This is a genomic window from Rathayibacter sp. VKM Ac-2857 (assembly GCF_013205025.1).
Lineage (GTDB): Bacteria > Actinomycetota > Actinomycetes > Actinomycetales > Microbacteriaceae > Rathayibacter.
The window spans coordinates 242,901-267,871 of the sequence record NZ_JABMLE010000003.1 but is presented as its reverse complement, the minus strand read 5'-3'; the positions used below and the strand labels follow the sequence as shown (position 1 = coordinate 267,871).

The following is a 24,971-nucleotide window of genomic DNA, read 5'->3' as shown; positions in this document are numbered from 1 at the left end:
TACCTCACCCACTCCTCACGAGTTGTCGTACTCGAGCCCCCGCTACGACAACTCCTGCGCACCCGAGGCCGCTCTAGAGCGCGATCACCACGCTCTTCAGCTCGCAGAACGAGCGCAGCGCCTCCTCGCCCAGATCGCGCCCCATCCCGGACTCCCCCACGCCGCCGAACGACAGCGCCGGGTCGAACAGGTTGTAGGTGTTGACCCACACCGTCCCCGCGCGCAGCCGCCGCCCCATCCGGTGCGCCCGCGCCAGGTCGTTCGTCCACACCCCGGCGGCGAGGCCGTAGGTCTGGTCGTTGGCGAGGGCCACCGCCTCGTCCTCGTCCTCGAACGGGATGATGCCGACGACCGGGCCGAAGATCTCCTCGCGCGCGATGGTCATCGTGTTCGTGACGCCGGTGAACAGCGTCGGCTCCACGTAGTAGCCCGGCCGGTCCGGCACGCCGCCGCCCACCGCGACGACCGCGCCCTCCGCCTCGCCCTGCGCGATGTAGCCGAGCACCTGCTGCCGCTGCTCCTCGGACACGAGCGGACCCACGGTCACCCCGCCGGCCAGCCCGTCGCCGAGCGCGACCTTCCGCACCGCCGCGGTCAGCCGCTCCGTCGTCTCCTCGAGGATCGAGCGCTGCACCAGCAGCCGGCTGCCCGCCGTGCACATCTGGCCGGAGTGGCCGAACGACGCGCGCATCGCGGTCAGCACGACGGCGTCCAGGTCCGCGTCCTCGAACACGATGTTCGGGCTCTTGCCGCCCAGTTCCAGAGTCAAGCGGGTGAAGTCCTCGCTCGCGGCGCGCATCACCTTCCGGCCGACCTCGGTGCTGCCGGTGAAGGACACCTTGCTGACCAGCGGGTGCTCGGTGAGCGCCGCGCCGACCCGGCCGTCGCCGGTGAGCACGTTGACGACTCCCGCGGGGACGCCCGCCTCCTCGCAGATCGCCGCGAGGCGCAGCATCGTCAGCGGAGTCTGCTCCGCCGGCTTCACGACCACGGTGCAGCCCGCGGCGAGCGCCGGCGCCAGCTTGAAGCTCGCCGTCATGATCGGGAAGTTCCACGGCAGGATCAGCGCCGCGACTCCGACCGGCTCGAGCGTCGTGTAGACGTGGTGCTGCGCGTCGACGGGCACGACCGTGCCGGTCAGCCGCGAGGGGGCGCCGGCGTAGTAGCGGAAGACGCGGGCCGAGGTCGCGGTGTCGGCGCGCGAGCGCTCGATCGGCTTGCCGTTGTCACGGGTCTCGAGCACCGCGAGCTCCTCGAGGCGCTCCTCGATCAGGTCGGCGATGCGGTTCAGGATGCGACTGCGGTCGTGCGGGCTCATCCCGCTCCAGCGCGCGTCGTCGTGCGCGCGGCGGGCGGCGGTGACGGCCGCCTCGATCTCGGCGGGGCCGGCCTGCGGGACGCGGGTGAGCAGCTCCTCCGTGGCGGGGTCGACGACGTCGAGCAGCTCCGCCCCCTCGGGCGCGAGCCAGGCGCCGTCGACGAGGAAGGGCTCGATCGGCGCGAGGGGGGCGAGCGTGTCTCTCATGGGGTGTGCGTCTCTCTCATCGGGGGCCGGGTCGGGGCCGGAGTCGTCGGGGCCGGAGTGGTCGGTGAGGGCCGGTCGGATCAGGGCCGGGCGGATCAGTGCCGGTCGAGCAGCCGCGCCGGCTCCTCGACGCTCATCCGCCGCAGCACGTCGTCCGCGACGCCGAGCGCGCGGAGCCCCGGCAGGACGCGCGCACCGAGGTGGTCGAAGCCGTGCCCGCCGAAGCGGCGCAGCTGGCCCTTCGTCCAGGTGCTGTGGCCGAGGACCCAGCGGATGGCGGGGTCCGTGCCGAGCAGCTCCAGCAGCGCGTCCAGGCGCTGCGGATCGCTCGCGTTGCGGATCCGGCCGACGTGCGCGCCCTCGTTGCCGAAGCAGAGCTCCAGCACGGCGCCGGCCTCACCGAGGTCGCGGAGGTAGGGCAGGTCGAGGAACTCGTCGACCGTGCTGAACACGACGCGAGAGGGATCCACTCCCTCGGCGACGACGTGCGCGAGCACCTCGAGTCCGTTGCGGGCGTCGGCGGCGAGTCGGACGGTGATCGCCGAGCCGGTCGCGGCGGCCGCGCGGGCCGCGGCGGTGAGGCTGATCCGCTCCTGCTCCCCGTCGGGCGTCCCGAAGGCGCCGGTCGTGCCCATCAGCCCGAGCAGGCCCGCGCGGTAGGTCGTGCCCGGGATCGCCTCCGTCAGCGCCCGGGTGAAGAGCGCGGTGCGGCCGTCGAGGTCGAGCGCGAGGTACCACTCGGGCAGCAGCCGCGGGAGGTAGGCGCCGTAGCCGGCCACGATCGCCACTCCCGCTAGCTCGGACAGGGCGGGAAGGCGCGCGTGGTCGGGACCGAAGCCCAGCGAGCTGAGGTCGACGGCGGCGGTGAGCCCCGCGGACGCTCCCGCGCGCAGCTCGTCGGCGAGCAGCTCGACGTCGTCGAGGCGGAGGTTGTCGGCGAGCGCGAGCTGGCTCCAGCGCAGGGCGGCCGCGAGCTCGGCGGTGACCGGGGCGTCCGGATCGAGCGCCTCGACGCCGGGCCGCTGCAGCGCGCTCGCGTCGGTCAGCAGGTGCTCGTGCATCGACACGACGCCGAGGTCCGCCGCCTCGATCGGGCCGAGGACCGTCTGGATGGCCATGCGCCGCCTCTCGCGCGGCACGCTGCCGCTGGATCCAATATAGAGCCGGATGGATCCAGAAGCGACGTGTCGGTACTCTCCCAGCCTGGCGTGGGCGGTCCCTGAGTAGAATCGCAGACAGCAAGGGGAGTACTCCCGACTGCGGTGAGCCCGTCATTACGGATGCGAGAGCGTGTCCCGGGCCATCGGCTCCGCCACCACCTCCGAGAGGTCGTGGTCGGAGTGGAGGAGACCTTGGTCCGTCATCGACCACCCCTTGGAGCACCCCCGTGCAGATCACACCCGTCATCTGGCTGATCACCATCGCCGTGACGATCGCCTTCTTCGTCTACGAGTTCTTCGCCCACGTGCGGAAGCCGCACGAGCCGACCATCGGCGAGTCCGCCCGCTGGTCCGCCTTCTACATCGGCCTCGCGCTGCTCTTCGGCGTCGGGATCGGCTTCGTCGCCGACTGGCGCTACGGCGGCGAGTACTTCGCCGGCTATCTCACCGAGAAGGCGCTGTCGCTCGACAACCTCTTCCTCTTCCTGATCATCATGACCGGCTTCGCGGTGCCGAAGATCTACCAGCAGAAGGTGCTGATGATCGGCATCGTCATCGCGCTGATCATGCGCGGCGGATTCATCGCGGTCGGCGCGGCCCTGATCGAGAACTTCTCCTGGGTCTTCTACCTCTTCGGCGCCCTGCTCTTCGTGCTGGCCTACCAGCAGATCAAGGGCGACCACGGCGACCCCTCGAACAACGCCTTCATGCGCCTGGTGCGCCGCATCCTCCCCGTCACCGACGAGTACCACGGCGACAAGCTGACCGTGAAGAAGGACGGCCGCCGCTTCGTCACCCCGATGCTGCTGACCATCGTCGCCATCGGCTTCATCGACCTCGTCTTCGCGCTCGACTCGATCCCCGCCATCTACGGACTGACCAACGAGGCCTACATCGTCTTCACCGCGAACGCCTTCGCGCTGATGGGCCTGCGCCAGCTGTTCTTCCTGATCGGCGGCCTGCTCGAGCGCCTCGTCTACCTCAGCCAGGGCCTGGCCGTCATCCTCGGCTTCATCGCCGTGAAGCTCGTCTTCCACGCCCTCCACGTCAACGAGGTCCCGTTCATCAACGGCGGCGAGCCCCTGCTCTGGGTCCCCGAGATCCCGATCTGGTTCTCGCTCACCTTCATCGGCTCGACGATCGCCGTCGCCACGATCGCCAGCCTCCTGAAGACCCGCGGCGACCGCTCCACGTCCGACCGCGCCACCGTCCAGGACGCCCCCCTGGAGACCCCGGCCGACGTCCCCTCCCGCCGCGAGCACTGACCCCCTCCGCGAGATGCCACTTGTGCACCCGACACGCCGCAAAAGGCGCGCACAAGTGGCATCTCGCGGCAGCGCGCCGCGCCGATCGAGCAGCGCCCCTCCTTGCTGATCGAGCAGCCCGCGGAGCGGGCCCTCCTTGCTGATCGAGTAGCCCGCGGAGCGGGCGTATCGAGATCCACCACTGTCAGCACGCAGGTCTGCAGACCCGCTCCGCTGAGGGCGCCGGGTCTCGATACGCCCCTCCGGGGCTACTCGACCAACATGTGCGTCGACGGGCGACGCGAGTGCGCCGCGAGATGCCACTTGTGCGCGCGACACGCCGCGAAAGGCGCGCACAAGTGGCATCTCGCGGCAGGCGCGTCAGAGGGTGGGCGTCCAGATGCGCATCGTGGAGGGGCCACGGTTGGCCCAGCGGTAGTAGGGGCGGAACTCCGCGGTGAAGCGCTCGCCGAGCTCCGGAGGGACGGAGTACGGCCACGCGGACGCCGGGGCGTCGCGGCGCACGAGCGCCACCCGGGCGCCGTCGCCGACAGCGACCGGCGAGACCTCGGCGTCCACCGCGACGTGCTCCGTGTCGAGCCCGTCCGGCAGCTCCAGCGACTCCAGCGCCAGCACGAACGGCCCGCGCTCCACCGCGACCTGGCCGCGCACCGCGTCGATCCGCGGGTGCGGCGTCACGAAGCGCGCCGGCATCGGCAGCGACAGCCGCACCACGTCCCCCGCCGCGAACGCCCGCCGCACCGTCACCGTCGACAGCCCCGCGTCCACCGCCTGCCCGTCCAGCAGCGCCGTCCCGCGCGCGAACGGCGGGACCCGCAGCGTCAGCGCGAACTCCGCGTCCGCCAGGATCCGCACCGCGATCTCGCCGTCCTCCGGATACGCGGTCTCCACCTCGAGCGACACGTCGCCCGTCGTCACCCGGTACGCCCCGTACTGGTGCAGCTGCACCCCGTCGTCCGTCGCCGTCGCGAAGCTCAGCTCCACGCTCGCGAGGGTCCGCGCGGTGTTCGTCGGACAGCAGGACACCCAGAACCACGGCGCCCGCAGGCTCGACTGCGCCCGGTCGGTCTCGACGCTCTCGTCCGGCGCCACGCCGTCGACCCGCTGCTGCAGCGTGTTCGTGTAGAAGAAGGCGCGCCCGTCCTCCCGGGTCGCGGGCAGCACCGCGTTCAGCAGCGTCCGCTCCATCAGATCCGCGTAGGCCGCGTCGTCCGAGCGGAGCAGCAGCCGCCACGACAGCATGTTCGACGCGATCGCCGCGCAGGTCTCGGCGTAGGCGCGGTCCGGCGGCAGCTCGTAGTCGGCGCCGAACGCCTCGTCCTGGTGGTGCGAGCCCATCCCGCCCGTCAGGTATGTGCGGCGCGCGACCGTCGCCGCCCACTGCCGCCCCACGGCGGCCTCGAGCTCCGCGTCGCCCGTCTCCACCGCGACGTCGAGCGCCCCCGCGGAGAGGTACAGCGCCCGCACCGCGTGCCCGCGCAGCACCTCCGCCGAGCGCACCGGCACGTCGTCCTGGAAGTACTCGGGCCCGAAGGCGATCGCCCCGAGCGTCCCCGTGCCGCGCCGCTCGACGAACAGCCGCGCCTGCTCCAGGTACCGCCCGTCGCCGGTGGCCCGCGCGAGCTCGGCGAGCGCCGGCTCGATCTCGGGGTGCCCGCAGACCGCGACGCGTCCCTCCGCCCCGAAGACCTCGGTCACGTGGTCGGCCAGCCGCCGCGCCACGGCCGGCAGCAGGTCGTCGTGCCCGGTGCGCAGCCGCGCCACGGCGGCCTGGATCAGGTGCCCGAAGCAGTACAGCTCGTGCCCCCACTCCAGGTCGGAGTAGCGCGCCCGCTGCCCCGGCCGGCCGAAGCTCGTGTGCAGGTAGCCGTCCTCCTCCTGGGCCCCCGCGACCCGCAGCACCAGCGCCTCGTACTGCGCGGCGAGCTCCGGATCGTCGGAGCGGCCCAGCTCCCAGGCCATCGCCTCGAGCAGCTTGTAGACCTCCGAGTCGACGAACTCGATGCCCGCGTGCTCGTCGCCGCCGACCGCTGAGGAGATCGTCCCCGCCGCCGCGCGGTCGAAGTTGCCGGCCCAGCCGACCCGCTCGATCCAGCTCAGGCAGTGGCCGATCACGGCGTCCGCGCCGAGCCGCTGGTAGTGCTGCCAGAAGCCGCCGGTCAGCCGGATCTCGTCCTGGCGCAGCGGCCGGAGCGCGCCGGCGGTCGGGGCGACGGGGCCGCCGAGGGCGACCGTGGTGGTCAGGGTCACGAGGATCTCCTAGGAGGAAGAGGGTCAGTCCTTGACGGCACCGGCGGTGACACCCGCCGAGACGTACCGCTGGGCGACGACGAGGAGGAGGGCGGCCGGGAGCGAGGCGACCACGGCGGTCGCCATGATCGAGTTCCACTCCTGGTTGTTGTTGCCGATGTACTTGTAGATGCCGAGCGTGATCGGCTGGAGCTTCCCGCCGCTGTCGAGGGTCGACGCGAAGATGAAGTCCGACCAGGCCCAGAGGAACGCGAAGAGCGACACCGTGACGACGGAGTTGCGGCTGATCGGCATGATCACCGAGGTGAAGGTGCGCCAGGCGCTCGCGCCGTCCATCCGCGCGGCCTGGGTCAGCTCGTCCGGGATGCCGGACATGAACGCGGTGAAGATCAGCACGCCGAACGGCACCGCGATGGTCGAGTCGGCCACGATCAGCCCGGGGATCGAGTTCAGCAGCCCCAGGTTGAGGTAGATGGCGTAGAAGCCCATCGCCATGATGATCGCCGGGATCATCTGCGCGATCAGGAGGACGAACGAGAGCCCCTGCCCGCCGCGCGGCCGCAGCTTCGCGAGCGAGTACGCGGCCGGAGCGGCGATCGCCACGGTCAGCAGCACCGTGCCGAGTCCGACGATGAGGCTGGTACCGAGGTACGGCAGCTGCTCGCTCAGCACGGCCTGGTAGCCCGAGAAGGTGGGCGCGAACGGGAACCAGTCCGGCGGATCCTTCCGCATCGATCCGGTCTGCGTGAGCGAGACGTTGATCATCCAGTAGACCGGGAACAGCATGATCGCGGTGAGCAGGACGCCCACGAGGGTCAGCCACCAGGGGCGCCGGGCGCTCATGCGTCGGCCTGCTTCCGCTGGACGCGGATGTAGATCAGGCCGAAGACCAGGGCGAGGATGATCAGCAGGTTGCCGACCGCCGCCGCCGGACCGAAGTCGGGCAGCATCGAGCCGAAGCCGAGCTGATAGGTCCAGGTCGCCAGGGTCGTCGACGAGTCGGCCGGACCGCCCTTCGTCATGATCCAGATGATGTCGAACACCTTCAGCGTGTAGACGAGGCCGAGCAGGATCGTGATCGCCGACACCGGGCGCAGCAGCGGCAGCGTGATCCGCCAGAACTGCTGGGCGCCGGTCGCGCCGTCGAGCGAGGCCGCCTCGTAGAGGTCCTGCGAGATGTTCTGCAGCCCGGAGTAGAGGATCACCAGGTTGAACGGGATGCCGATCCAGATGTTGGCGATCAGCACCGCGATCAGCGAGGTCGACGGCGAGGTCAGCCAGTTGATCTGCCCGATCCCGAACGACTCGAGGAACGCGTTGACGATCCCGGAGTCGCTGTTCAGCATCCACGACCAGGTCGACGCCGAGACGATCAGCGGCAGCAGCCACGGCACCAGGAACAGCGCCCGGAGCGTGCTCGCGAGCGGGAAGCGCCGGTAGAAGAAGACCGCCAGCGCGAGCCCCAGCGTGAACTGGAAGATCAGCGAGACTCCCGTGAACACCGCGGTGTGCAGCAGCGCCGGGCCGAAGGTCGGGTCCTGGAAGACCTGCACGTAGTTGTCGAACCAGACGAACGGGGCGTTGCCCTGGACGAAGGAGCGGACCGTGTAGTCCTTCAGGCTCAGCTCGAGGTTGCGATAGAGCGGGAAGGCGTAGAACACGAGCAGGTAGACGACGAGCGGGGCGAGGAACGCCCACGCCGCGAGCTGCCCGCCCGGCCGCCGCCGCCTGGGCGCCGGGGCCGCGACGGCCGCGACCCCCGGCTCCGCCTCGCGGCGCAGCAGCCGCCCCGTCTCAGTGGCCGTCGTCATGATCCCTCCCGAGTCTGGAGCGCCCCGGCGGGGCCCTGCCTGCTGGTCGAGTAGCCCCGCAGGGGCGTATCGAGACCCACCACCGCAAGAACCTCGGTTCTGCAGACCACCTCTCCGACGCCGGCGGATCTCGATACGCCCGCAGAGCGGGCTACTCGATCAGCAAGGGGCTCCACACCACTCATCACTGCGTCGCGGACGCGGCCGCCGACTGCGCCGCTTTCAGCGCATCCGCCGGCGACTGCGAGCCGCTCAGCGCGGTCTGCACCGCGGACCAGAGCTGCTCGGAGATCTTCGGGTACTTCGTCCCGAGGTCGTCCGAGGTGCGGCCCTTCGCGGCCTGGACGGCCTCGACCCAGGGCTCGAGGTCGGCGTTCCCGGCGACCTGCGCCTCCTGCGCCGCGGCCGTCGGCGCGATGTACGACAGCGTGTCATCGGTCGTCACGAGGTTGTCCGTCGAGGTGAGGCACTCGGCGATCGCGGTCGACGTCTCGTAGCGCGCCTCGTCCTTCTGCACGGGCAGGGTGAGGAACTCGCCGCCGGTCGGTGCGGGGGCCGAGCCGCCGTCCTTCGCCGGGATGGTGAGGATGCCGTAGTCGATGCCCGAGGCCTTCGCGTTGGCGAGCTGCCAGGTGCCGTTCTCGCCGAACGCGTACTCGCCGGTCTCGAACTCCTGCCAGCTGGTGGTCTGCGTGTTGCCGATCACCGAGTTGGGTGCGTAGCCCTTCTCCAGCCAGTCGGTCCAGAGCGAGACCGCGTCCACGGCGTCGGCCGAGTCGAGCTCGGTCAGCTCGGCGCCGGAGCCCCAGAACCAGGGCAGGAACTGGAACGTGCCCTCCTCGGTGCCGATGCCCGAGAACGTGATGCCCTTGCCGCCCGACGCGGTGACCTTCTCGAGCGCGGCGGTGAGGCTCGCCCAGTCGGTGATCGAGGCGACGTCGACGCCGGCCGTGGCCAGCACGGTCTTGTTGTAGTACAGCGCGAGCGTGTTCGCGCCGATCGGGACGCCGAAGGTGTCGCCGCCGACCTCGCCCGCGGCCAGGATGTTCGCGTCGATGTCGCCGGTCTCGAGGCCGTTCTCGGCGGTGGTGGTCAGGATCCCCGACTCGGCGAGCGTGGAGACGACCGGGTTGTCGACGAGCAGGATGTCGGGCGAGCTGCCCTGCTGACCGGCGAGGAGCGCCTTGTTGGTCAGGTCGGTGGTGTCGTAACCCGTGCGCTCGACGGTGACGCCGGCCTCGGTGCCGCAGGAGTCGATGAGCTTCGCCCAGTCGGACGACTCGTCGAACTGGGGGTACGGGTCCCAGAACGTGTAGGTGCCGCCGGCGGCGGAGGAGTCGCCTCCCGAGCCTCCCGCGCAGCCGGTCAGTGCTGCGGCTGCGGTCCCGAGCAGGACGGCGGCGGCGAGGCCCCGAGTGTGCTTCCTCTTCATCGCGGATGTTCCCTTCGTCGTTGACGGGTGATGCTGATCGGACCTCGGCGGTGCGCCGGACCGAAACTACTTTCTGCGGGTTCAAGGTAGACACGGGGGGAAGACCGCGTCAAGAGTTGTCGTGTTTTCGGTGTTTTCGGGGCGCGCGATCCTGTGCGAGGATCGTCCAGGGCGCACCGGGCGTCCCGCGGAAGGAGGACGTCATCGCGCCGCGCAAGCCCACGGGCACCATCACGCTGACCGACGTCGCCCGCGAGGCCGGCGTCTCGATCGCCACCGCCTCCAAGGCACTGAACGGCCGCGACCAGGTCCGCGCCGAGACGCGCCAGAAGGTGCTCGACGCCGCCGCCGCGCTCTCCTTCACCCCGAACCCGTTCGCGCAGGCCCTCAACTCGCGCCGCACCGGCACGATCGGGATGCTCACCAACGACCTCGACAACCGCTTCGTGCTGCCCGTGCTGCTGGGCGCCGAGGACGCGTTCGGCGCCGGCTCGACCTCGGTGTTCCTCTGCGACGCCCGCGGCGACTCGATCCGCGAGCAGCACCACATCAAGAACCTGCTGGCCAAGCGCGTCGACGGGATCGTCGTGCTCGGCCGGACGACCAACCCCCGCCCGTCGATCACCGCGACGATCCCCGTCCCCGTCGTCTACGCCTACGCGCCCTCCGAGGACGAGCGCGACTCCTCGTTCACGCCCGACAACACACTCGCCGGCGTGCTCGCCGCCCGCCACCTGATCGAGCGCGGTCGCACCCGCATCGCGCTGATCAACGGAGAGCCCAGCTACACCGCCGCGCACGACCGGGCCCGCGGCGTCGAGCGGGCGCTGACGGAGGCGGGCCTCCCGCTGGTCGGCGGCGACGTGCTCTACGGGCAGTGGTCGGAGAGCTGGGGCCGCCAGTGCGCCGAGTCGCTGCTGGCCGCGCACCCGGACCTCGACGCGATCCTCTGCGCGAGCGACCAGATCGCCCGCGGCGCCCTCGACCACCTGCGCGAGAGCGGCCATCCGGTGCCCCGCGACGTCGCCGTCGTCGGCTTCGACAACTGGGACCTCCTCGTCGAGGCCGCCCGCCCCCCGCTCACCAGCATCGACATGCAGCTCGAGGCCCTCGGCCGCGCGGCCGCCGAGGAGCTCTCCCACGCGATCCACGGCCGCCCGACGCCGGGCGTCCGCTCCATGCCCGTGCGCCTGGTCCCCCGCGAGTCCTCCGGCTGACCCGGCGTCTCGATACGCCTCTCATGCTGGTCGAACAGGCCCGCCGATGAAGGACGAACAGGTCCTTTCATGCTGGTCGAGTAGCCCCGCAGGGGCGTATCGAGACCCACCGTCATCAGCACGGTGGGTCTGCAGACTCCGCCTTCGACGCTGGTGGATCTCGATACGCCCGCGTCGCGGGCTACTCGATCAGCAGGGACGCCGTCAGCGCTGCGAGACCGGCGAGATCACCAGCTCGTCGATGCGGACGTGGGCCGGGGACTCGATGACGAACTCGACCGCGCGGGCGACGTCGTCCGGCGCGAGCATCCGGGCGCGAGCCTGATCGTCCGGGACCTGGGGCCGGTGGCGGAGGAAGTCCGTCGCGACGTCGCCGGGGCAGAGGTGGCAGGCGCGGATCCCGGCGGCGGCCTCCTGGGCGTTCAGCGTGCGGGCGACCTCGGCCAGCGCCTTCTTGCTCGCGCTGTAGCCGACCCCCGCGATCGGCGCGAACGCCCAGGCCGAGTACGAGGAGACCAGCACGACCGCGCCGGCGTGCTCCCTCAGCTCGGGCAGGGCCGCGTCGATGACGCCCACCGGCCCCAGCAGATTGGTGCGCACGATCTCCTCGAGCTCGCCCATCCGCTGGTCCCCCCAGGTCCGCCGCGGGGAGTTGAGCCCGGCCGACAGGACGAGCGCGTCGATGCGGCCGGTCGCCGCCAGCACCGCGTCGCGAGCGGCACCCACTGCCCGCTGGTCGCCCACGTCCAGGGGGACGACGAGGGCGTCCCCGCCGGCGCTCCCGATCCGCTCGGCGACCGCGTCGAGGCGCTCGCGCGACCTGCCGCTGAGCACCACCGTCCAGCCCGACGCCGCCAGGCGCTCGGCCGACGCGGCTCCGATTCCGGAACCGGCTCCCGTGATCCAGGCGACTCTGCGAGCGACTTCGGTGTCCATCTGGCGTCCCTTCGATGCTACGGTGACGATCGATTAATCATACTAATAGGAGGCTGCCGTGCTCATCGATCTCACCGGTCTGGTCGTCGTGGTCACCGGAGGCGGGCGCGGCATCGGCCGGGCGATCGTCGACCGCTTCACGGCGGAGGGCGCGCGGGTCGCCGCCCTCGACCTGGCCTTCCCGTCCCCTGCCGCGGACGACGTGGAGCAGCTGGTCTGCGACGTCACGGATCCGACCTCGGTGCGGGCCGCGATCGACGCCGTCGTCGAGCGCTTCGGCCACGTCGACGTGCTGGTCAACAACGCCGGCATCAACGTCGAGGGCACCGTCGAGTCCCTCGACCCCGCGCGCTGGGACGCCGCGTTCGACGTGAACGTCCGCGGCACCTTCCTCGTGTCGCAGGCCGTCATCCCCGTCATGAAGGCGCGCGGCCGCGGCCGCATCATCAACGCCGCCTCGTTCGCGGCGATCGTCCCGAGCATCGGCGCCGCCGCCTACGGAGCGTCGAAGGCGGCGGTCGTGCAGTTCACCCGGGTCCTCGCCGGCGAGCTCGGGCCGTGGGGCATCACCGTCAACGCCTACGCGCCGGGGATGATCCCCACCGCGATGAACGGCTTCGCGGACATGCCGGACGCGGCGAAGGCGCGCCTCCTCGACACGCTGAGCCTGCGCCGCTGGGGCACTCCCGACGACATCGCCGACCTGCTCTGCTTCCTCTCCAGTGACGCGGCGGGCTACATCACCGGCACGCTCGTCGACATCAGCGGCGGCAAGCTCGCCACGCAGATCCCCAGCCGCGCGTACGAGGGCCTCGCGAGCCCGGAGTGATCGTCGCCGGACGACGGCATCGCCGATCGTTCCGACTCAGACCGATCCGGCGCTGACCGACGTCGCCCGGATCTCCGCGGCGGAGGCCTGGACGAGCGCGCGCGCCTCGTGCTCCGCGGCATCGGCGTCGCCGGTCGCGATCGCCGCCGCGAGCCGCCGATGCTGGTCGACCGCTCGATCGGTGGCGGCGGTGAAGGTCGGAACGCCGCTGCCGTACCTGCTGTCCAGCGCCGCGGCGATGGTGCCGAGCAGCTGGGTGAGCACCGCGGTGCCCGATCCCTCGACCAGGATCCGGTGGAAGCTCTGGTCGGCAGCCGTGAACCGCGGCAGCGATCGCGCCTCGGCCGCCAGAGCGAGCTCCGCCGCCGCGGCCGACAACTCCTCCCGCTGAGCCGTCCCGCCGCGCGACGCGAAGAGCCGGGCCGCGGCCGGCTCGACGGCCTCGCGCAGCACGAGGAGTTCCTGCAGCTGCGTCTCCGCGGCCGGCCCGGTGGCCCGCCACTGGATGACGTCGGGATCGAGGAGGTTCCAGGAGCTCACCGGCTGGACCTGCGTCCCCGCGCGCGGGCGGGCCCGGATCATCCCTCGCGCCTCGAGAGCGCGGAAGGCCTCGCGCACCACGGTCCGCGACACGTCGTACCGGCGGCCGATCTCCTCGGGCACGATCTGCGAGTCCGCCGGTCGGATCCCCGAGGCGATCTCGCGCCCGAGCCCCTCGGCCACGCGGCGCTGGAGACGGGTCCCGGAGCCGGCGGCCTCGAGCGCGGAGTCGACGGGCATGATGCGGCTCACGATACCGGCGGCACGAGTCCTCGTGACGGCGGATCCATTGCGAGGAGCTCCACAGACCGGACCGGTCCCGCTATGAGCAGGTGATGACCGGCATCGTGACGCGGATGTCGTCGAACCCCAGCCTTTGCGAGCTCCGTTTTCCGGGCACGGTGAAGTGCCAGCGGACGTTGACCGCTCCCGTGGTCTTCGCCACCCACTCGAAGGAGTAGTCGCCCCAGGAGAATTCCTTGCTCAGCTGCACGCCGCCGATCTGGCTCGTATCGGTGCTGTACACGGGTGAGACGACAGCCCCCTCGATTTCGAAGCGAACGGACTGCGGCCCGCGAGCCTCGGGAGGGATACCCCTCGCTTTGTTTCCACCGGCCCGGAACGCGAAGGTGTACGTGGTACCCGTGGTGACCGCCATGTAGGCCCCCAGTGTGACGTCCAAGTCGACTCCCAAGAACCACTTCGCATTGTCCGACCCCTGGCGGAAGAAGACGACGCCGTCCTCCTCCTCGAAGCCGGACGGCCCCTGATTGCCGTTGCCGTTGTCCAGACGTCCCCACTGGTAGGCCTCGGCGACGCTCGGGCACACCGCACGAGAGAGAGATGCTGCTGCGGACGGCGCCGCCGTCGCCATAGCGACGACGGGCAGCGTCCAGACCCCGGTGGCGACGAGCGAGCGCCGTCTGACCGCGCGGTCGTCCGCCGAGGTCGTTGCGGGGATTTCGTCGTGCGTCATGAAGGTGTCTCCTGAGGGTCGAGGTGCGTCCGCCGCCGCGGCTCATATCGGCGCCCGACCGGGTCGAGATCGGATCCGCATCGGCACGCCTGTCGACGAGCGTGGGGCCCTAGCGCCGCACCAGGCGAATTCCGGGCGGCCGAAGCACACCAATGGCGCATTCACGTCACTGTCCGTCCCGATGACCACCGATCGCGGCTTCGCTCCTGACAGCACCTCGCCGGCACCGGATCCGCCGCCCGCCCGCGGGAAGCCGAACGCGATCCGCTCGGACCGGCGCTCCTACGAGCAGGCGATCAGCGGCGACCATGCTGGTCGAGTAGCCCCGCCGCGGCGTATCGAGCGGCGAAGCCGCTTCGCGTCTCGATGGTGAGGGAAAGGACGCGGCGCCGCCGCGCCATGGTGGTCGAGTAGCCCCGCAGGGGCGTATCGCGACCCGCCGTCGCCAGCAGGACGGGTCTGCAGACTCGTGTTCTGACGGTGGTGGATCTACTTGGAAGAGACACCCGCAGACATGCTGGTCGAGTAGCCCCGCAGGGGCGTATCGAGACCCGCCGTCACCATCAGGGCGGGTCTGCAGACTCGTCGTCTGACGACGGTGGATCTCGATACGCCCGCTCCGCGGCCTACTCGATCAGCATGCGGCAGACCCGTCCATGCCGGTCGAGCGGCCCGCGCAGCGGGCCCTTCCACGCGGGCGAGCAGCCCCCTCCGCGGGCCGTTCCCTGCTGGTCGAGTAGACGCCTCCGGCGGCGTATCGAGACCCGCCGCGCCCCTACTCCGGCATCGAGAAGTCGGCGAAGTCGAAGCCCGGCGAGACCAGGCAGCTCACCACCGCGTCCTCCGCCGACGGCAGCGTCCGCTGCCACACGTCCGCCGGCACCAGCGCCTGCACCGGCAGCCCCTCGAACGCCGAGCCGAGCACCACCGTCTCGCCGTCCTCCGGCTCCTCGCTGAGGCCGCCGTACTGCAGCGCCACCCGCCCGGGCCCGTTCCAGATCCACGTCTCCGCCGACGACACCCGGTGCCACGCCGACGCCTCGCCCGCCGGCAGCAGGAACACGATCAGCGTCGCCGCCGGCCGCTCCCGCACCGAGCCGTCGACGCCGACGAGCGTCAGCCGCTCCGGCGACTCCCACGTCCGCCGGTACCAGCCGCCCTCGGGATGCGGCTCGAGCCCCAGCGACTCGGCGAGCGCCGGCCGCCGCACCCGCTCGAGCACCCGCCCGTCGACGCTCAGCCGGTCGACGAACCCGCTCAGATCTGCGCCTGCCATCGGACCTCCCCGGAGATGATCGTGGCGAGAGCGGTCCCCTCGCCGGCCTCGACGACCGCGGCGAGCACGTCGTCGGAAGAAGAGCCGGACACCGCCAGTACAGCGAGATCGGCGAGCGCTCCGGGCACCAGCGTGCCGAACGACTCCGCCGCCCCCATCGCCACCGCGCCGCCGAGCGTCGCCGCCGCGAGCAGCCGCGCGTGCAGATCCCGGCCCGCGTACCCCTGCGCCCGCGCGATCCGGCACAGCTCGGCCACGTCCCCGAGCAGGTCGAGCGACGGCGTCGACGACAGCGAGTCCGTCCCCACCGCGATCGCGTTCCCCTCGCGGAGGTAGTCGGCGACCGGCGCCTCGTCGAGCCCGATCACCGCGTTCGAGCGCGGACACAGCGCGACGGAGGTGCCCGTGCGTCGGAGCGTCGCCCGATCGTCCGCGTCCACGTAGATCCCGTGCGCGATGTGCACGTCGTCGCCGAGCGCGCCGATCGTCTCCGCGTATGCCACCGGCCGCAGCGCGCTGCCGCCGTTGCGCAGCAGGTGGAAGCCGTCGTAGCCCCAGCGGCGCCACTGCTCCGCCAGATCGCCGCGGCCGTGCATCGTGTACTCCGCCTCCCAGGCCGACTCGGCCAGGTGCAGGTGCCGGCGCACGCCGAGCTCCTGCGAGAGCCCGGTCAGGTCGCTCAGCACCGGGGTGTCCAGCGAGTACGGCGCGTGCGGCGAGAGCCCGATCCGCGTGACGCCGGAGGTGCGCACCAGCTCCGCCGTGATCGCGCGCCCGCTGCCGCGCCAGTCGTCCTCGAGGAGGCTCATCAGCTCCCAGTAGGCGATCCCGTGCACGCGGCCGTCCTCGAGCACGCGCAGTGCATCGAGGTCGGTGACGATGTCGGCGATCGCCGTCGTGCCGGTCGAGACCGCGATCTCGAGCCCGGCGGCGGCGGACGCACCCCAGTCGTGCGGCTGCTCGTACACCTCCTGGAACGCGCGCGACCAATCCTCGAAGCCGGTGTACCGACCCCGGCCGACCGCGGACATGCAGGTGTACTGCAGGTGCGAGTGCGCGTTGACGAGCCCCGGCACGATCACACCCGGCCACTCCCGCACCGCGGGCGACTCGTCACGGAGCGAGGCGAGCACGGCATCCCGCGGACCGACCGCGACGATCCGCTCACCGCGCACGGCGACCGCCCCGTCGCGCACCGGCTCGCCCGCGACGGGCAGCACCCACGCGGCACTGTGCACGGTGAGCAGCGACGTGGCGCTCCCGGCGCCCTCCCGCCCGAGCGAGACGGCGCCGGCCACCGGATCCGCGGCGCTCACGGGATCCACGCCGACGGCATCAGCCCGCTGAGGCTCGCCGTGGTCGCGGCGACCGCCAGCAGCAGCGCCGCGCCCGTGACCGTCCAGTCGACCGGGGTGTAGCGGATCTCGCGCAGCCAGGTGCGCTTGCGCGTCCCGAAGCCGCGCAGATCGAGCGCGTCGACCGTGTCCTCCGCGTCGACGAACGACGAGATGGTGACCGGCACCATCAGCGGCGCGACCTCGCGCAGGCGCCGGATCGGATTCCGGGTCTGCGCGCGCTCGTAGCCGCGCAGGCGCTGGGCCGCGGCCGTCTCCTGCAGGTTCGACGCCGCGCTGGGCAGGAACTTGAAGGTCAGATCGATCCCGTAGGCGAAGCGCGCCGGCACGCCGAGCCGCGCGAAGGCGACGGCGAGGTCCCCCGGGCGGATCGCGAACGCGAGCGGGAACCCGACCGCGACCAGCGTAAGGAAGCGCAGCAGCAGATTGACCGCGTAGGAGACCGCCCCCTCCGTGATCGCCAGGCCCACGACCGGCACGGTGAACAGCGTCGCGCCGGCCTCGGGGTCGCCGTTGCCGGTCGCGCCGACGATGAGCCCGTTGATGCCCGCGAAGACCAGCACGAACACGGCCACGACGGCCCAGTTCGAGCGGACCTCGCGGAACGGGATCCGCGCGCTGAAGTAGTACGCGAACGCCACGACGGCGAGCGCCGCCATCCAGCGCAGGTCGCGGACCTGGCTGGCGGTGATGACGAACATCACCGGCACCAGGATGAGCACGCGCGGATCCCGACGGCCGAGGAAGGAGTCACCGCCGAGATACCGAGGTGATACCTCCATCTCGCGCGCCCGTCAGCGTCCGGCGAGGTTCTGGAGCGGCTTCCAGACCCGGTCGAGCACGGGCACCAGGATCACCGCGGTGATTCCGGTCGCGAGGATCGCCAGGAGGTAGGAGCCGAAGAACCAGTACTGGAAGGTCTGACCGAGGAACAGGAAGTCGGTGGCGGTGAAGAGCAGCCCGACGACGACCGCGGCGACCGCGATCGCGGCGGCCCAGACGAGCTGGCGGCCGGTGGTGCGCGGCTCCTTCGCGTAGTAGCCGATCAGTCCGGCGAGCAGGCCGACCAGGCCGTTCGCGATGCTCCAGTTCCAGTAGGTGAGGAAGCCGTAGCCCATGATCTGGTCGACGATCGCGTTGCCGACGGCGCCGGTGAAGAAGCCGGCGACCGGACCGAAGCGCAGGCCGACGAAGGGGATGATCGCGATCGCGGGGCGGATCGAGATCATCGTCCCGGGGATCACGAAGCTCAGGGCGCCGAGTGCGCCGTAGAGGGCGGCGCCGACGGCGCCGAAGACGATCGTGCGGGAGGAAACGGCCCAGGGGCCGGTCTTCGCGGCGGTGGAGGTGGTGGCGGTCACGGGTGTGTCCTTTCGAGGGGGGCGGAGGAGCGGGGGTCGGCGGTGCTGGCGTCGGGGGTGCTGCCGGGGCCTTGCTGCGCGCGGCGGAGGCGCCGGGCAAGGTCGAGCGGGCGCGGAAGGCGGCCGCTCGCGGGTCCGTGGCGCCGGGCGGCGCGCACGAAGTCGGTCTCGCGCAGCACCGCGCGGGAGGAGCCGGGGTCGACGCCCGGGCCGTGCCAGAGCGCCGTGTCGTGCACGACCTCGGCGGGGCTGGCGTCGGCGACGATCCCGCCGCCGTCGACGACGACCACGCGGTCGGCGCGGGCGAGCGCCATGTCGACGTCGTGGGTGATGAAGTACACGCTGTCGATCCCGTCGATCGCCCAGACCGCGTCGAGGAAGTGACGGGAGGAGCGCTCGTCCTGCCCCGCCGTCGGCTCATCGAGGATCAGCGTCCGCGGCCGCAGGGTCAGCGCGAGCGCAACCGCGAGCCGGCGCTGCTGCCCGAACGAGAGCGTGCGCGGCGGCCGCTGCAGGATCCCCGGGACGTCGTCGAGCGACACGGCGCGCAGCGCGGCATCGGCGATCGCGGGGATCTCCTCCGCCGGCACCCCGAGATTGCGCGGCCCGAAGGCCAGCTCCGCCTCGACCGTCTCGCTGAAGAGCGCCTGGCCCGGGTTCTGGAAGAGGTAGCCGCAGGTCGAGACGAGCTCGGCCGCGGTCAGCTCGTGCACCGGCCGGTCGTCCAGCAGGACGCGTCCGCGAGTCGGCGCGACCAGCCCGACCGCCGCGCGCATCAGCGTCGACTTGCCGGCGCCGTTCCGGCCGAGGATCGCGACCCGCTCGCCCGCGTGGAAGCGGCGGTCGACGGCGGCGACGATCGTCCGCGCGCCGTAGCCGAGCTCGGCGCCGTCGAAGTGCAGGCGGGCGGTACCGGCCGTCACCGGCCGCGCCTCCTCTTCAGGTGACTCCTCCCCCGCGGCGCCGGCGAGCAGCGCCTCGAACGGCAGCTTCACCGACTCCGGCGACGCGACCTCGAGGAATCCGGCGACGTCTCCGGAGAAGACGACCCGTCCCTCCTCCAGGTAGACCACGCGGTCCGGCTGCAGCGCGAGCACCTCGTCGACGCGGTGCTCGACGATCACGGCCGCCCCGCCGCCGTCGACGTAGGCGCGCACCGCCCGCAGCAGCACGTCCGCCGCGTCGGGATCGAGGTTGGCCAGCGGCTCGTCGATGACGATCACCCGCGGATCGAGCACGAGGATCCCGGCGAAGGCGACGAGCTGCAGCTGCCCGCCGGAGAGCTCGTGCGGCGGCGTCGCGAGCAGCGCGGTCAGCCCGAGCCGCTCGGCGACCCGGTGCGCGCGCTCGCGGATCTCGGCGGGAGGCGTCCCGCGGTTCTCCAGCCCGAACGCGATCTCGGCGAGCACGCTGTGCCCGACGACCTGCTTGCCCGGGTCCTGCAGCAGCGTGCCGACCACCTCCGAGATGTCGCGCAGCGCGAGCGGAACCGCGTCGCGGCCCTCGACCTCGATCCGCCCGGTCACCTCGGCGCGATACGAGCGCGGTACGAGCCCGTTCAGCACCCGCAGCAGCGTGCTCTTGCCGCAGCCGGACGGCCCCGCGACCAGCACGACCTCGCCGCTCGACACCGAGAAGCTCGCGTCGACCAGCGACGGCTGCTCCGCGTTGCGGTAGGTCACGGAGACGCCCTCGAGGCGCAGCAGCTCGGTCACGAGCGCGCCCCGTCCCGCTGCGGCGCGGCCCGACGACCGGTCGACGTCCAGCTGCCGAGGAAGTCGCGCTGGGCGCTGCTCGGCGCGTCGATCCGCAGCCCGAGCGCGTCGAGCTTGGCGCGCGCGACCCGGTCGTCGACCTCGGGCGGGAGCAGGTGCACGGCCGGTGCGAGGCTCCCCGCCTCCCGCGCGAGCAGGTCGACGGCGGCCACCTGGACGCCGAAGGACAGGTCCATGATCTCGATCGGGTTCCCCTCACCGGCGGTGCAGTTGATGCAGCCGCCGTCGTCGAGCACGACGATCGAGCGGCCGTTGGGCAGCGTGAAGCTCTCCAGCGCGTGGCCGATGCTCTGCCGGGTCGCGCCCGCGGCGAGCGCCGCGTCGATCGCGATCTCCTGCGCGACGCCGCCCGAGACGGCCACGGCCGCCCCCTCCGGCAGGGCGAGCAGGTGCTCCACGTCGATGGTGTGCGCGATGCCGGTCGCCGAGATCAGCAGGTCGGCGCTGGCCGCCGCCGACTGCAGCGCGTCGACGTCGTAGCCGGCGAAGACCGCCTCGAGCGCGCGGACCGGGTCGACCTCCGCGATCGTCACGCGGGCGCCGAGCGCCCGGGCGTGCTGGGCGACCCCGCGGCCGACCGGCCCGAAGCCCGCGACGACCACGTGCGCGCGGTCGAGCGGAGTCGCGAGCAGGTCGAGCATCGTCAGGAGCGTCGACTGCCCCGTGCCGTGCCGGTTGTCGAAGAGGGTCTTGCAGCGCGCGTCGTTGACGGCGAGCACCGGGATCCGCAGCGCGCCCTCGCGCTCCATCACCCTCAGCGGCCGCAGCCCACTGGTGGTCTCCTCCGTCGCGCCGCGCAGGGTCTCGAAGACCGCGGGCCGGTCGGTGTGCGCGAGCCGGGTGACCGACGAGCCGTCGTCGACCAGGATGTCCGGGCGCCGGTCGAGCAGCCCGAGCGCGAACGCCCGGTCGTCGGCGGCACTCGCGTCCGAGCGGGCGAAGACCGCGATCCCCGCGTGCTGCAGGGCGGCCGCGGTGTCGTCGTGGGTGTTGGAGGCGCCGCACATCACGCTGACGTCGGCGCCGGCCGCCGCCAGCTCGAGCGCGAGCGTCGCCGTCTTCGGCTCGAGGACGAGCACCAGCCCGATCCGCAGGCCCCGCACGGTGCCGCTCTCGCGCAGCTGCCCGGCGATCCCGCGGGTCACCGGCATGAAGCGCGCGGCCCAGTCGATCTTGTCCTGCCCCTGCCGCCAGAGCGAGGCGTCCCGGATCGGCGCGGTCATCGGAGCAGCTCCAGCGCGAGGGCCCGGTCGGCGTGGTCGTGCAGGTCGTCGGGAGAGGGATCCTGCTCCCGGGCGGCGTCGACCGCAGCCGCGAAGCGCGCGGACAGCTGCTCGCGGGTGCGGCGGGCCGAGCCGTCGGCGACGTCGCGCGCCACCAGGAGGAAGAGCTCGCGCTCGGCGTCCACGATCCGGTCGATCCCGGGGCGGCCGGAGGACGGGTCGGTGACCGCGGTGACGGCCGGGAGCTCCTCCGCCGCATCGACCAGGAGCAGCGGACCGCCGCCGCCGAGCAGCGCCGGCACGACCGGCTCCGGGCGCTCGCCCGTCGCGAACGCGATCGTCGCATCCCGCAATTCGGCAGACTCCGCCGTCTGCACCGTGACTCCGAGCTGAGCGATCTCGACCAACGCGACCGGGTCGTCGCCGACGACGACCACGCGTGCGCCCATCGCCGCAGTCCTGGTCGCCAGCTCGACGGCCAGCGGTCCGGTCCCGAGCACGGCGACCCGGGTGTGCGCGAAGGAGAGGTTGGAGGCCGCGGCGACCGCGCGGAGCACGGCCTGCGCCCAGGCGGTGCGGCTCAGCGCGCGGACGACCCGCGAGTCGCCGGTCGCATCGGCCGCCGTCGCGGGCGGCACCGCGCGACGCAGCGGAGTGAGGGTGGCGTGCATGACACTCCAGGGGAGTCGGCGGTTCTAAGCGGTTAGCGCGACCATAGTCGCGCCTCGTTTCCCCCACCCGCTCGTTTATTACGCCCATGTGAAACATTCGCCGGCTGGACCGATCATGCCGACCGGGCACCCCGCGCGGATCATGCTGATCGAGTAGCCCGCGCAGCGGGCGTATCGAGATCCCCCTGCTGCAAACCACGGTCTCGATACGCGCTCCTCGCTACTCGACCACCAAGGACGCTCCGCCCCCCAGGCCGACCGAGCCTCCAACCCCCTCATGCCGACCGAGCATCCCGCGCACATCATGCTCGAGCAGCCCGCCCCGTCATCCCGACGGAGCCTCGCGCGCACATCATGCTGATCGAGTAGCCCGCGGAGCGGGCGTATCGAGATCCCCGTCCCCACCCCCCTCCCTTAAGCTGACCGGATGCCAGCCCGCTCCCGGCGCCCCACCCTCGCCGATGTGGCGCGTTCGGCCGGCACCTCCGCGACGGTCGTCAGCTATGTCGTGAACAACGGCCCCCGCCCCGTCTCCCCCGAGCTCCGCGCCCGCGTCGAGACCGCCATCACCGAGCTCGGCTTCCGCCGCAACTCCCTCGCCGAGGCGCTCAGCGTCGGCCGCTCGAACCTCGTCGGCCTGCTCGTCCCCGACTCCTCGAACGCCTTCTTCGGCGAGCTGGCGCGCGAGATCGAGCACGAGGCCCGCCGCCGCTCGCTCCTGACCCTCCTCGGCAACACCGAGTACGACCCCGAGGTGGAGCGCGGCTACGAGCGCACCTTCGCCGACCTCCGCACCGCCGGCATCCTCCTCATCACCATCGACCCGGCCAGCACCGCCGACACCGCTCCCCGCGTCTTCCTGCACTCCGCGGCCCCCACCTACGCCGAGCCGAGCGTCGTCTTCGACGACGAGCAGGGCGTCCGGGCCGCCGTCGAGCACCTGCTCGCCCACGGCCACGACGACGTGCACTGCGTGACCGGCCCCGACGACTTCGGCCCCTCCGGCCTCCGCGCCCGCTTCTGGGCCGAGGCGATGGGAGGCGCCGCCGGCCGCCTGCACCGCGTGCCGATGGACCGCGTCTCGGCCGAGGCCGCCCTCCGCACCATCCTGCGCACCGAGCGCCCACGCGCCGTCTTCGCCACCACCGACGAGCACGCCCTCGCCCTCCTCCGCGCCGCCTCCCAGGAGGGGATCCGCGTCCCGGCCGAGCTCGCGATCGTCGGCTTCGACGGCATCCGCGAGGCCCTCCTCGGCGGCGTCCGCGTCACCACCGTCGCCGTCCCCGTCCGCGAGATGGCCCGCATCGCCTTCGAGCTCCTCGACGAGACCCTCGCCGACGCCCCCGTCCGCCACGTCCGCCTGCCGACCACCCTCGTCCTCGGCGAGACCTGCGGCTGCACCCCGACCCCCTGACGCCGGATGCCGAGTAGCCCTGCTGGGCTCCTCCATGCTGGTCCAGTAGCCCCGCAGCGCCTCATCATGCTGGTCCAGTAGACCCGCAGCGCCTCATCATGCTGGTCGAGTAGCCCCGCAGGGGCGTATCGAGACCCGCCACCACCAGCAGGGCGGGTCCGAAGACTCGCGTTCTGACGGTGGTGGATCTCGATACGCCCGCTCCGCGGGCTACTCGATCAGCATGCGGCGCCCCTCCATGCCGGTCGACCAGCCGCGAAGCGCCCCTTCCATGCTGGTCGAGTAGCCGCGCCAGCGGCGTATCGAGACCCGCCCGCCCTCAGCCGATCGCCGCCAGCCGCCCCACGACGCCCTCGCCCAACCGCGCCACGTACCCCTCCGGGTCCGGCCCCTGCGGCGCGAGCTCGACCAGCGAGATCCCCAGCGCCGCGTACTCCTCCATCGCCCGCACGAACCCGTCCGGGTCGCCGACCGGGTCCCCGCCGCCGATGATCGTCTTCGTGATCGCGTCGTAGTCGCGCCCCAGCTCGTCGCAGTGCCGGCGCAGCACGTCGAGCTTGTGCGCGACACCCTCCGCCCCGATCGCGAACAGATTGCAGGCGTCGCCGTACTCCGCGACGAGCCGCAGCGTCTTCTTCTCCCCGCTGCCCCCGATCAGGATCGGCGGCCCGGGCCGCTGAATCGGCTCCGGGTGGTTCAGCGTCTCGGCCAGCTGGAAGTGCTTCCCCGAGTACGGCCCGTCGTCCTCGCTCCACATCTGCTTGCAGATCTGCAGCGTCTCCTCGAGCCGCTCGAACCGCTCCTTCAGCGCCGGGTACGGCACGCCGAGCCCCAGGTGCTCCCGCTCGTACCAGGCCGCCCCGATGCCGAGCATCGCCCGCCCGCCCGACAGCACGTCGAGAGTCGTCACGATCTTCGCCAGCAGCCCCGGGTGCCGGTAGGTCACGCCCGTCACGAGCAGCCCCAGCCGCAGCCGCTCCGTCCGTCCCGCGACGAACCCGAGCGAGGTGTAGCCCTCGAGCATCGGATCCTCGCTCGTCGCGAACTGCTCCATCTGGAAGTAGTGGTCCATCAGCGTGAACCACTCGCAGCCGATGTCCTCCGCCGTCCGCGCCGTCGCCCCGAGGATCGGCGCGATCCCGGCACTGCCCCCCGGCAGCGTGAAGTTCATGAAATGAATGCCGACCTGCATGGTGCGCTCCTGACGTCAGTGTCCACCGAGCCTGACACGCAGCGCCGACCCGGTCACGCGCCCTGAGCGCTTTCACCGCTCACTGCGCTGCGTGCTTCAGGATGATGGCGTCCGCCACAGTCACGGATGCGTCACCGCGACGCGTACCGCATCAGCACCGCGCCCTCCGGCAGCTGCTCGCAGTCGAGGAACCGCAGCCTCGGCTGGAACCCCGCCGCGAAGTACGGCGTCCCGCTCCCCAGCACGAACGGCTGCACGTAGAGCCGGTACTCGTCGATCAGCCCGGCCGCCCCGAGCGACGCGGCCAGCGCCGGCCCGCTCACCTCGATCGCCCCGTCGGTCTCGGCCGTGATCCGGCGGAACGCGTCGACCGCATCGGAGGCGATCAGCGTCACACCCGCGGGCACCTCCGTCACCGTCGACGAGAAGACGACCTTCGGAGTCTCGACCCACGCCCGCGCGAAGTCCTCCGCGACCTCGTCCCACTCCGGATCCTGCCGGCCCCAGTACGCCATCATCCGCCACATCCGGCTGCCGTAGACCGACAGCGCGGCCGCCCGCTGCCCGTCGTTGAAGACCCGGTGCAGCTCGGGCCCGGGGGCGGGGAACCCGGAGATGTCCCCGTCCGCAGCCGCGACGAACCCGTCGATCGACACGAGCATCCCGTAGCTGACGAACCCCATCGGAGCCTCCTGATCGGCACGACTCCGGCGTCGCACGCCCTGATGCTAGCCACGCACCCGCGGCACCCGGAAGAGGAGAC

22 protein-coding genes are annotated in these 24,971 nt (G+C 72.1%); 4 read left to right on the top strand and 18 right to left on the bottom strand.

The window, feature by feature from the left end; translation table 11 throughout:
- Nucleotides 1–73: 73 nt before the first annotated feature.
- Complete coding sequence (locus HQQ86_RS14805) at nucleotides 74–1,525, bottom strand: aldehyde dehydrogenase (RefSeq protein WP_173289026.1); 1,452 nt, start codon at nucleotides 1,523–1,525, stop codon at nucleotides 74–76.
- Nucleotides 1,526–1,620: 95 nt separating this feature from the next.
- Nucleotides 1,621–2,643 (bottom strand): phosphotriesterase, encoded by a 1,023-nt coding sequence (locus HQQ86_RS14800; protein ID WP_173289025.1) that lies wholly within the window; start codon nucleotides 2,641–2,643, stop codon nucleotides 1,621–1,623.
- Between the two features lie 269 nt (nucleotides 2,644–2,912).
- Between HQQ86_RS14800 and HQQ86_RS14795 the strand changes: the two genes are divergently transcribed.
- Nucleotides 2,913–3,950, top strand: a complete 1,038-nt coding sequence (locus HQQ86_RS14795; RefSeq protein WP_173289024.1) for a TerC family protein — start codon at nucleotides 2,913–2,915, stop codon at nucleotides 3,948–3,950.
- A gap of 360 nt (nucleotides 3,951–4,310) precedes the next feature.
- On the opposite strand, the gene HQQ86_RS14790 is transcribed toward HQQ86_RS14795, so the two are convergent.
- From HQQ86_RS14790 to HQQ86_RS14775, 4 genes are all read right to left on the bottom strand, one after another.
- Nucleotides 4,311–6,200, bottom strand: a complete 1,890-nt coding sequence (locus HQQ86_RS14790) for a beta-L-arabinofuranosidase domain-containing protein (protein WP_173289023.1) — start codon at nucleotides 6,198–6,200, stop codon at nucleotides 4,311–4,313.
- A gap of 24 nt (nucleotides 6,201–6,224) precedes the next feature.
- The gene (locus HQQ86_RS14785; protein ID WP_159423915.1) at nucleotides 6,225–7,043 is read right to left on the bottom strand and encodes a carbohydrate ABC transporter permease; all 819 of its coding nucleotides are present in this window, start codon (nucleotides 7,041–7,043) and stop codon (nucleotides 6,225–6,227) included.
- Nucleotides 7,040–8,011 (bottom strand): carbohydrate ABC transporter permease, encoded by a 972-nt coding sequence (locus HQQ86_RS14780; protein WP_173289022.1) that lies wholly within the window; start codon nucleotides 8,009–8,011, stop codon nucleotides 7,040–7,042. Before HQQ86_RS14780 ends, HQQ86_RS14785 begins: the two co-directional genes overlap by 4 nt.
- Nucleotides 8,012–8,195: 184 nt before the next feature.
- On the bottom strand, nucleotides 8,196–9,443 hold the full coding sequence (locus tag HQQ86_RS14775; protein ID WP_173289021.1) for an extracellular solute-binding protein: 1,248 nt from the start codon (nucleotides 9,441–9,443) through the stop codon (nucleotides 8,196–8,198).
- 116 nt (nucleotides 9,444–9,559) lie between these two features.
- Here HQQ86_RS14775 and HQQ86_RS14770 point away from each other — a divergent pair, with 116 nt between their 5' ends.
- Nucleotides 9,560–10,660, top strand: a complete 1,101-nt coding sequence (locus tag HQQ86_RS14770; protein WP_254072133.1) for a LacI family DNA-binding transcriptional regulator — start codon at nucleotides 9,560–9,562, stop codon at nucleotides 10,658–10,660.
- Between the two features lie 204 nt (nucleotides 10,661–10,864).
- Here HQQ86_RS14770 and HQQ86_RS14765 read toward each other — a convergent pair whose 3' ends face one another.
- Entirely contained in the window at nucleotides 10,865–11,596 is a 732-nt protein-coding gene (locus HQQ86_RS14765; RefSeq protein WP_173289019.1) for an SDR family oxidoreductase, read from the bottom strand.
- 58 nt (nucleotides 11,597–11,654) lie between these two features.
- On the opposite strand from HQQ86_RS14765, the gene HQQ86_RS14760 reads away from it, so the two are divergent.
- A complete protein-coding gene (locus HQQ86_RS14760) occupies nucleotides 11,655–12,425 on the top strand; it encodes an SDR family NAD(P)-dependent oxidoreductase (protein ID WP_173289018.1) in 771 nt (256 codons plus the stop codon).
- Nucleotides 12,426–12,461: 36 nt separating this feature from the next.
- On the opposite strand, the gene HQQ86_RS14755 is transcribed toward HQQ86_RS14760, so the two are convergent.
- From HQQ86_RS14755 to HQQ86_RS14715, 9 genes are all read right to left on the bottom strand, one after another.
- Nucleotides 12,462–13,205 (bottom strand): FadR/GntR family transcriptional regulator, encoded by a 744-nt coding sequence (locus HQQ86_RS14755; protein ID WP_173289017.1) that lies wholly within the window; start codon nucleotides 13,203–13,205, stop codon nucleotides 12,462–12,464.
- Nucleotides 13,206–13,287: 82 nt separating this feature from the next.
- Complete coding sequence (locus tag HQQ86_RS14750) at nucleotides 13,288–13,941, bottom strand: hypothetical protein (protein WP_173289016.1); 654 nt, start codon at nucleotides 13,939–13,941, stop codon at nucleotides 13,288–13,290.
- 775 nt (nucleotides 13,942–14,716) lie between these two features.
- A complete protein-coding gene (locus HQQ86_RS14745) occupies nucleotides 14,717–15,217 on the bottom strand; it encodes a cupin domain-containing protein (RefSeq protein ID WP_173289015.1) in 501 nt (166 codons plus the stop codon).
- Entirely contained in the window at nucleotides 15,199–16,533 is a 1,335-nt protein-coding gene (locus tag HQQ86_RS14740) for an amidohydrolase family protein (protein WP_367948670.1), read from the bottom strand. The genes HQQ86_RS14745 and HQQ86_RS14740 overlap by 19 nt, the downstream gene beginning before the upstream one ends.
- Nucleotides 16,530–17,294 carry an energy-coupling factor transporter transmembrane component T gene (locus tag HQQ86_RS14735; protein WP_173289014.1) on the bottom strand — a complete coding sequence of 255 codons (765 nt, stop codon included), beginning with the start codon at nucleotides 17,292–17,294 and terminating at the stop codon, nucleotides 16,530–16,532. The genes HQQ86_RS14740 and HQQ86_RS14735 overlap by 4 nt, the downstream gene beginning before the upstream one ends.
- Nucleotides 17,295–17,366: 72 nt before the next feature.
- Entirely contained in the window at nucleotides 17,367–17,933 is a 567-nt protein-coding gene (locus tag HQQ86_RS14730) for an ECF transporter S component (protein WP_123447291.1), read from the bottom strand.
- Nucleotides 17,930–19,648 carry an ABC transporter ATP-binding protein gene (locus tag HQQ86_RS14725; RefSeq protein WP_173289013.1) on the bottom strand — a complete coding sequence of 573 codons (1,719 nt, stop codon included), beginning with the start codon at nucleotides 19,646–19,648 and terminating at the stop codon, nucleotides 17,930–17,932. Before HQQ86_RS14725 ends, HQQ86_RS14730 begins: the two co-directional genes overlap by 4 nt.
- Complete coding sequence (locus tag HQQ86_RS14720; RefSeq protein WP_173289012.1) at nucleotides 19,645–20,931, bottom strand: adenosylhomocysteinase; 1,287 nt, start codon at nucleotides 20,929–20,931, stop codon at nucleotides 19,645–19,647. Before HQQ86_RS14720 ends, HQQ86_RS14725 begins: the two co-directional genes overlap by 4 nt.
- The gene (locus HQQ86_RS14715) at nucleotides 20,928–21,602 is read right to left on the bottom strand and encodes an NAD-binding protein (RefSeq protein WP_173289011.1); all 675 of its coding nucleotides are present in this window, start codon (nucleotides 21,600–21,602) and stop codon (nucleotides 20,928–20,930) included. The genes HQQ86_RS14720 and HQQ86_RS14715 overlap by 4 nt, the downstream gene beginning before the upstream one ends.
- Nucleotides 21,603–22,029: 427 nt before the next feature.
- Here HQQ86_RS14715 and HQQ86_RS14710 point away from each other — a divergent pair, with 427 nt between their 5' ends.
- Complete coding sequence (locus tag HQQ86_RS14710) at nucleotides 22,030–23,016, top strand: LacI family DNA-binding transcriptional regulator (RefSeq protein ID WP_173289010.1); 987 nt, start codon at nucleotides 22,030–22,032, stop codon at nucleotides 23,014–23,016.
- A 319-nt stretch (nucleotides 23,017–23,335) separates the two neighbouring features.
- Here HQQ86_RS14710 and HQQ86_RS14705 read toward each other — a convergent pair whose 3' ends face one another.
- On the bottom strand, nucleotides 23,336–24,208 hold the full coding sequence (locus tag HQQ86_RS14705; protein WP_173289009.1) for an LLM class F420-dependent oxidoreductase: 873 nt from the start codon (nucleotides 24,206–24,208) through the stop codon (nucleotides 23,336–23,338).
- A gap of 131 nt (nucleotides 24,209–24,339) precedes the next feature.
- Nucleotides 24,340–24,891 (bottom strand): dihydrofolate reductase family protein, encoded by a 552-nt coding sequence (locus HQQ86_RS14700; protein ID WP_173289008.1) that lies wholly within the window; start codon nucleotides 24,889–24,891, stop codon nucleotides 24,340–24,342.
- Between the last annotated feature and the right edge of the window lie 80 nt (nucleotides 24,892–24,971).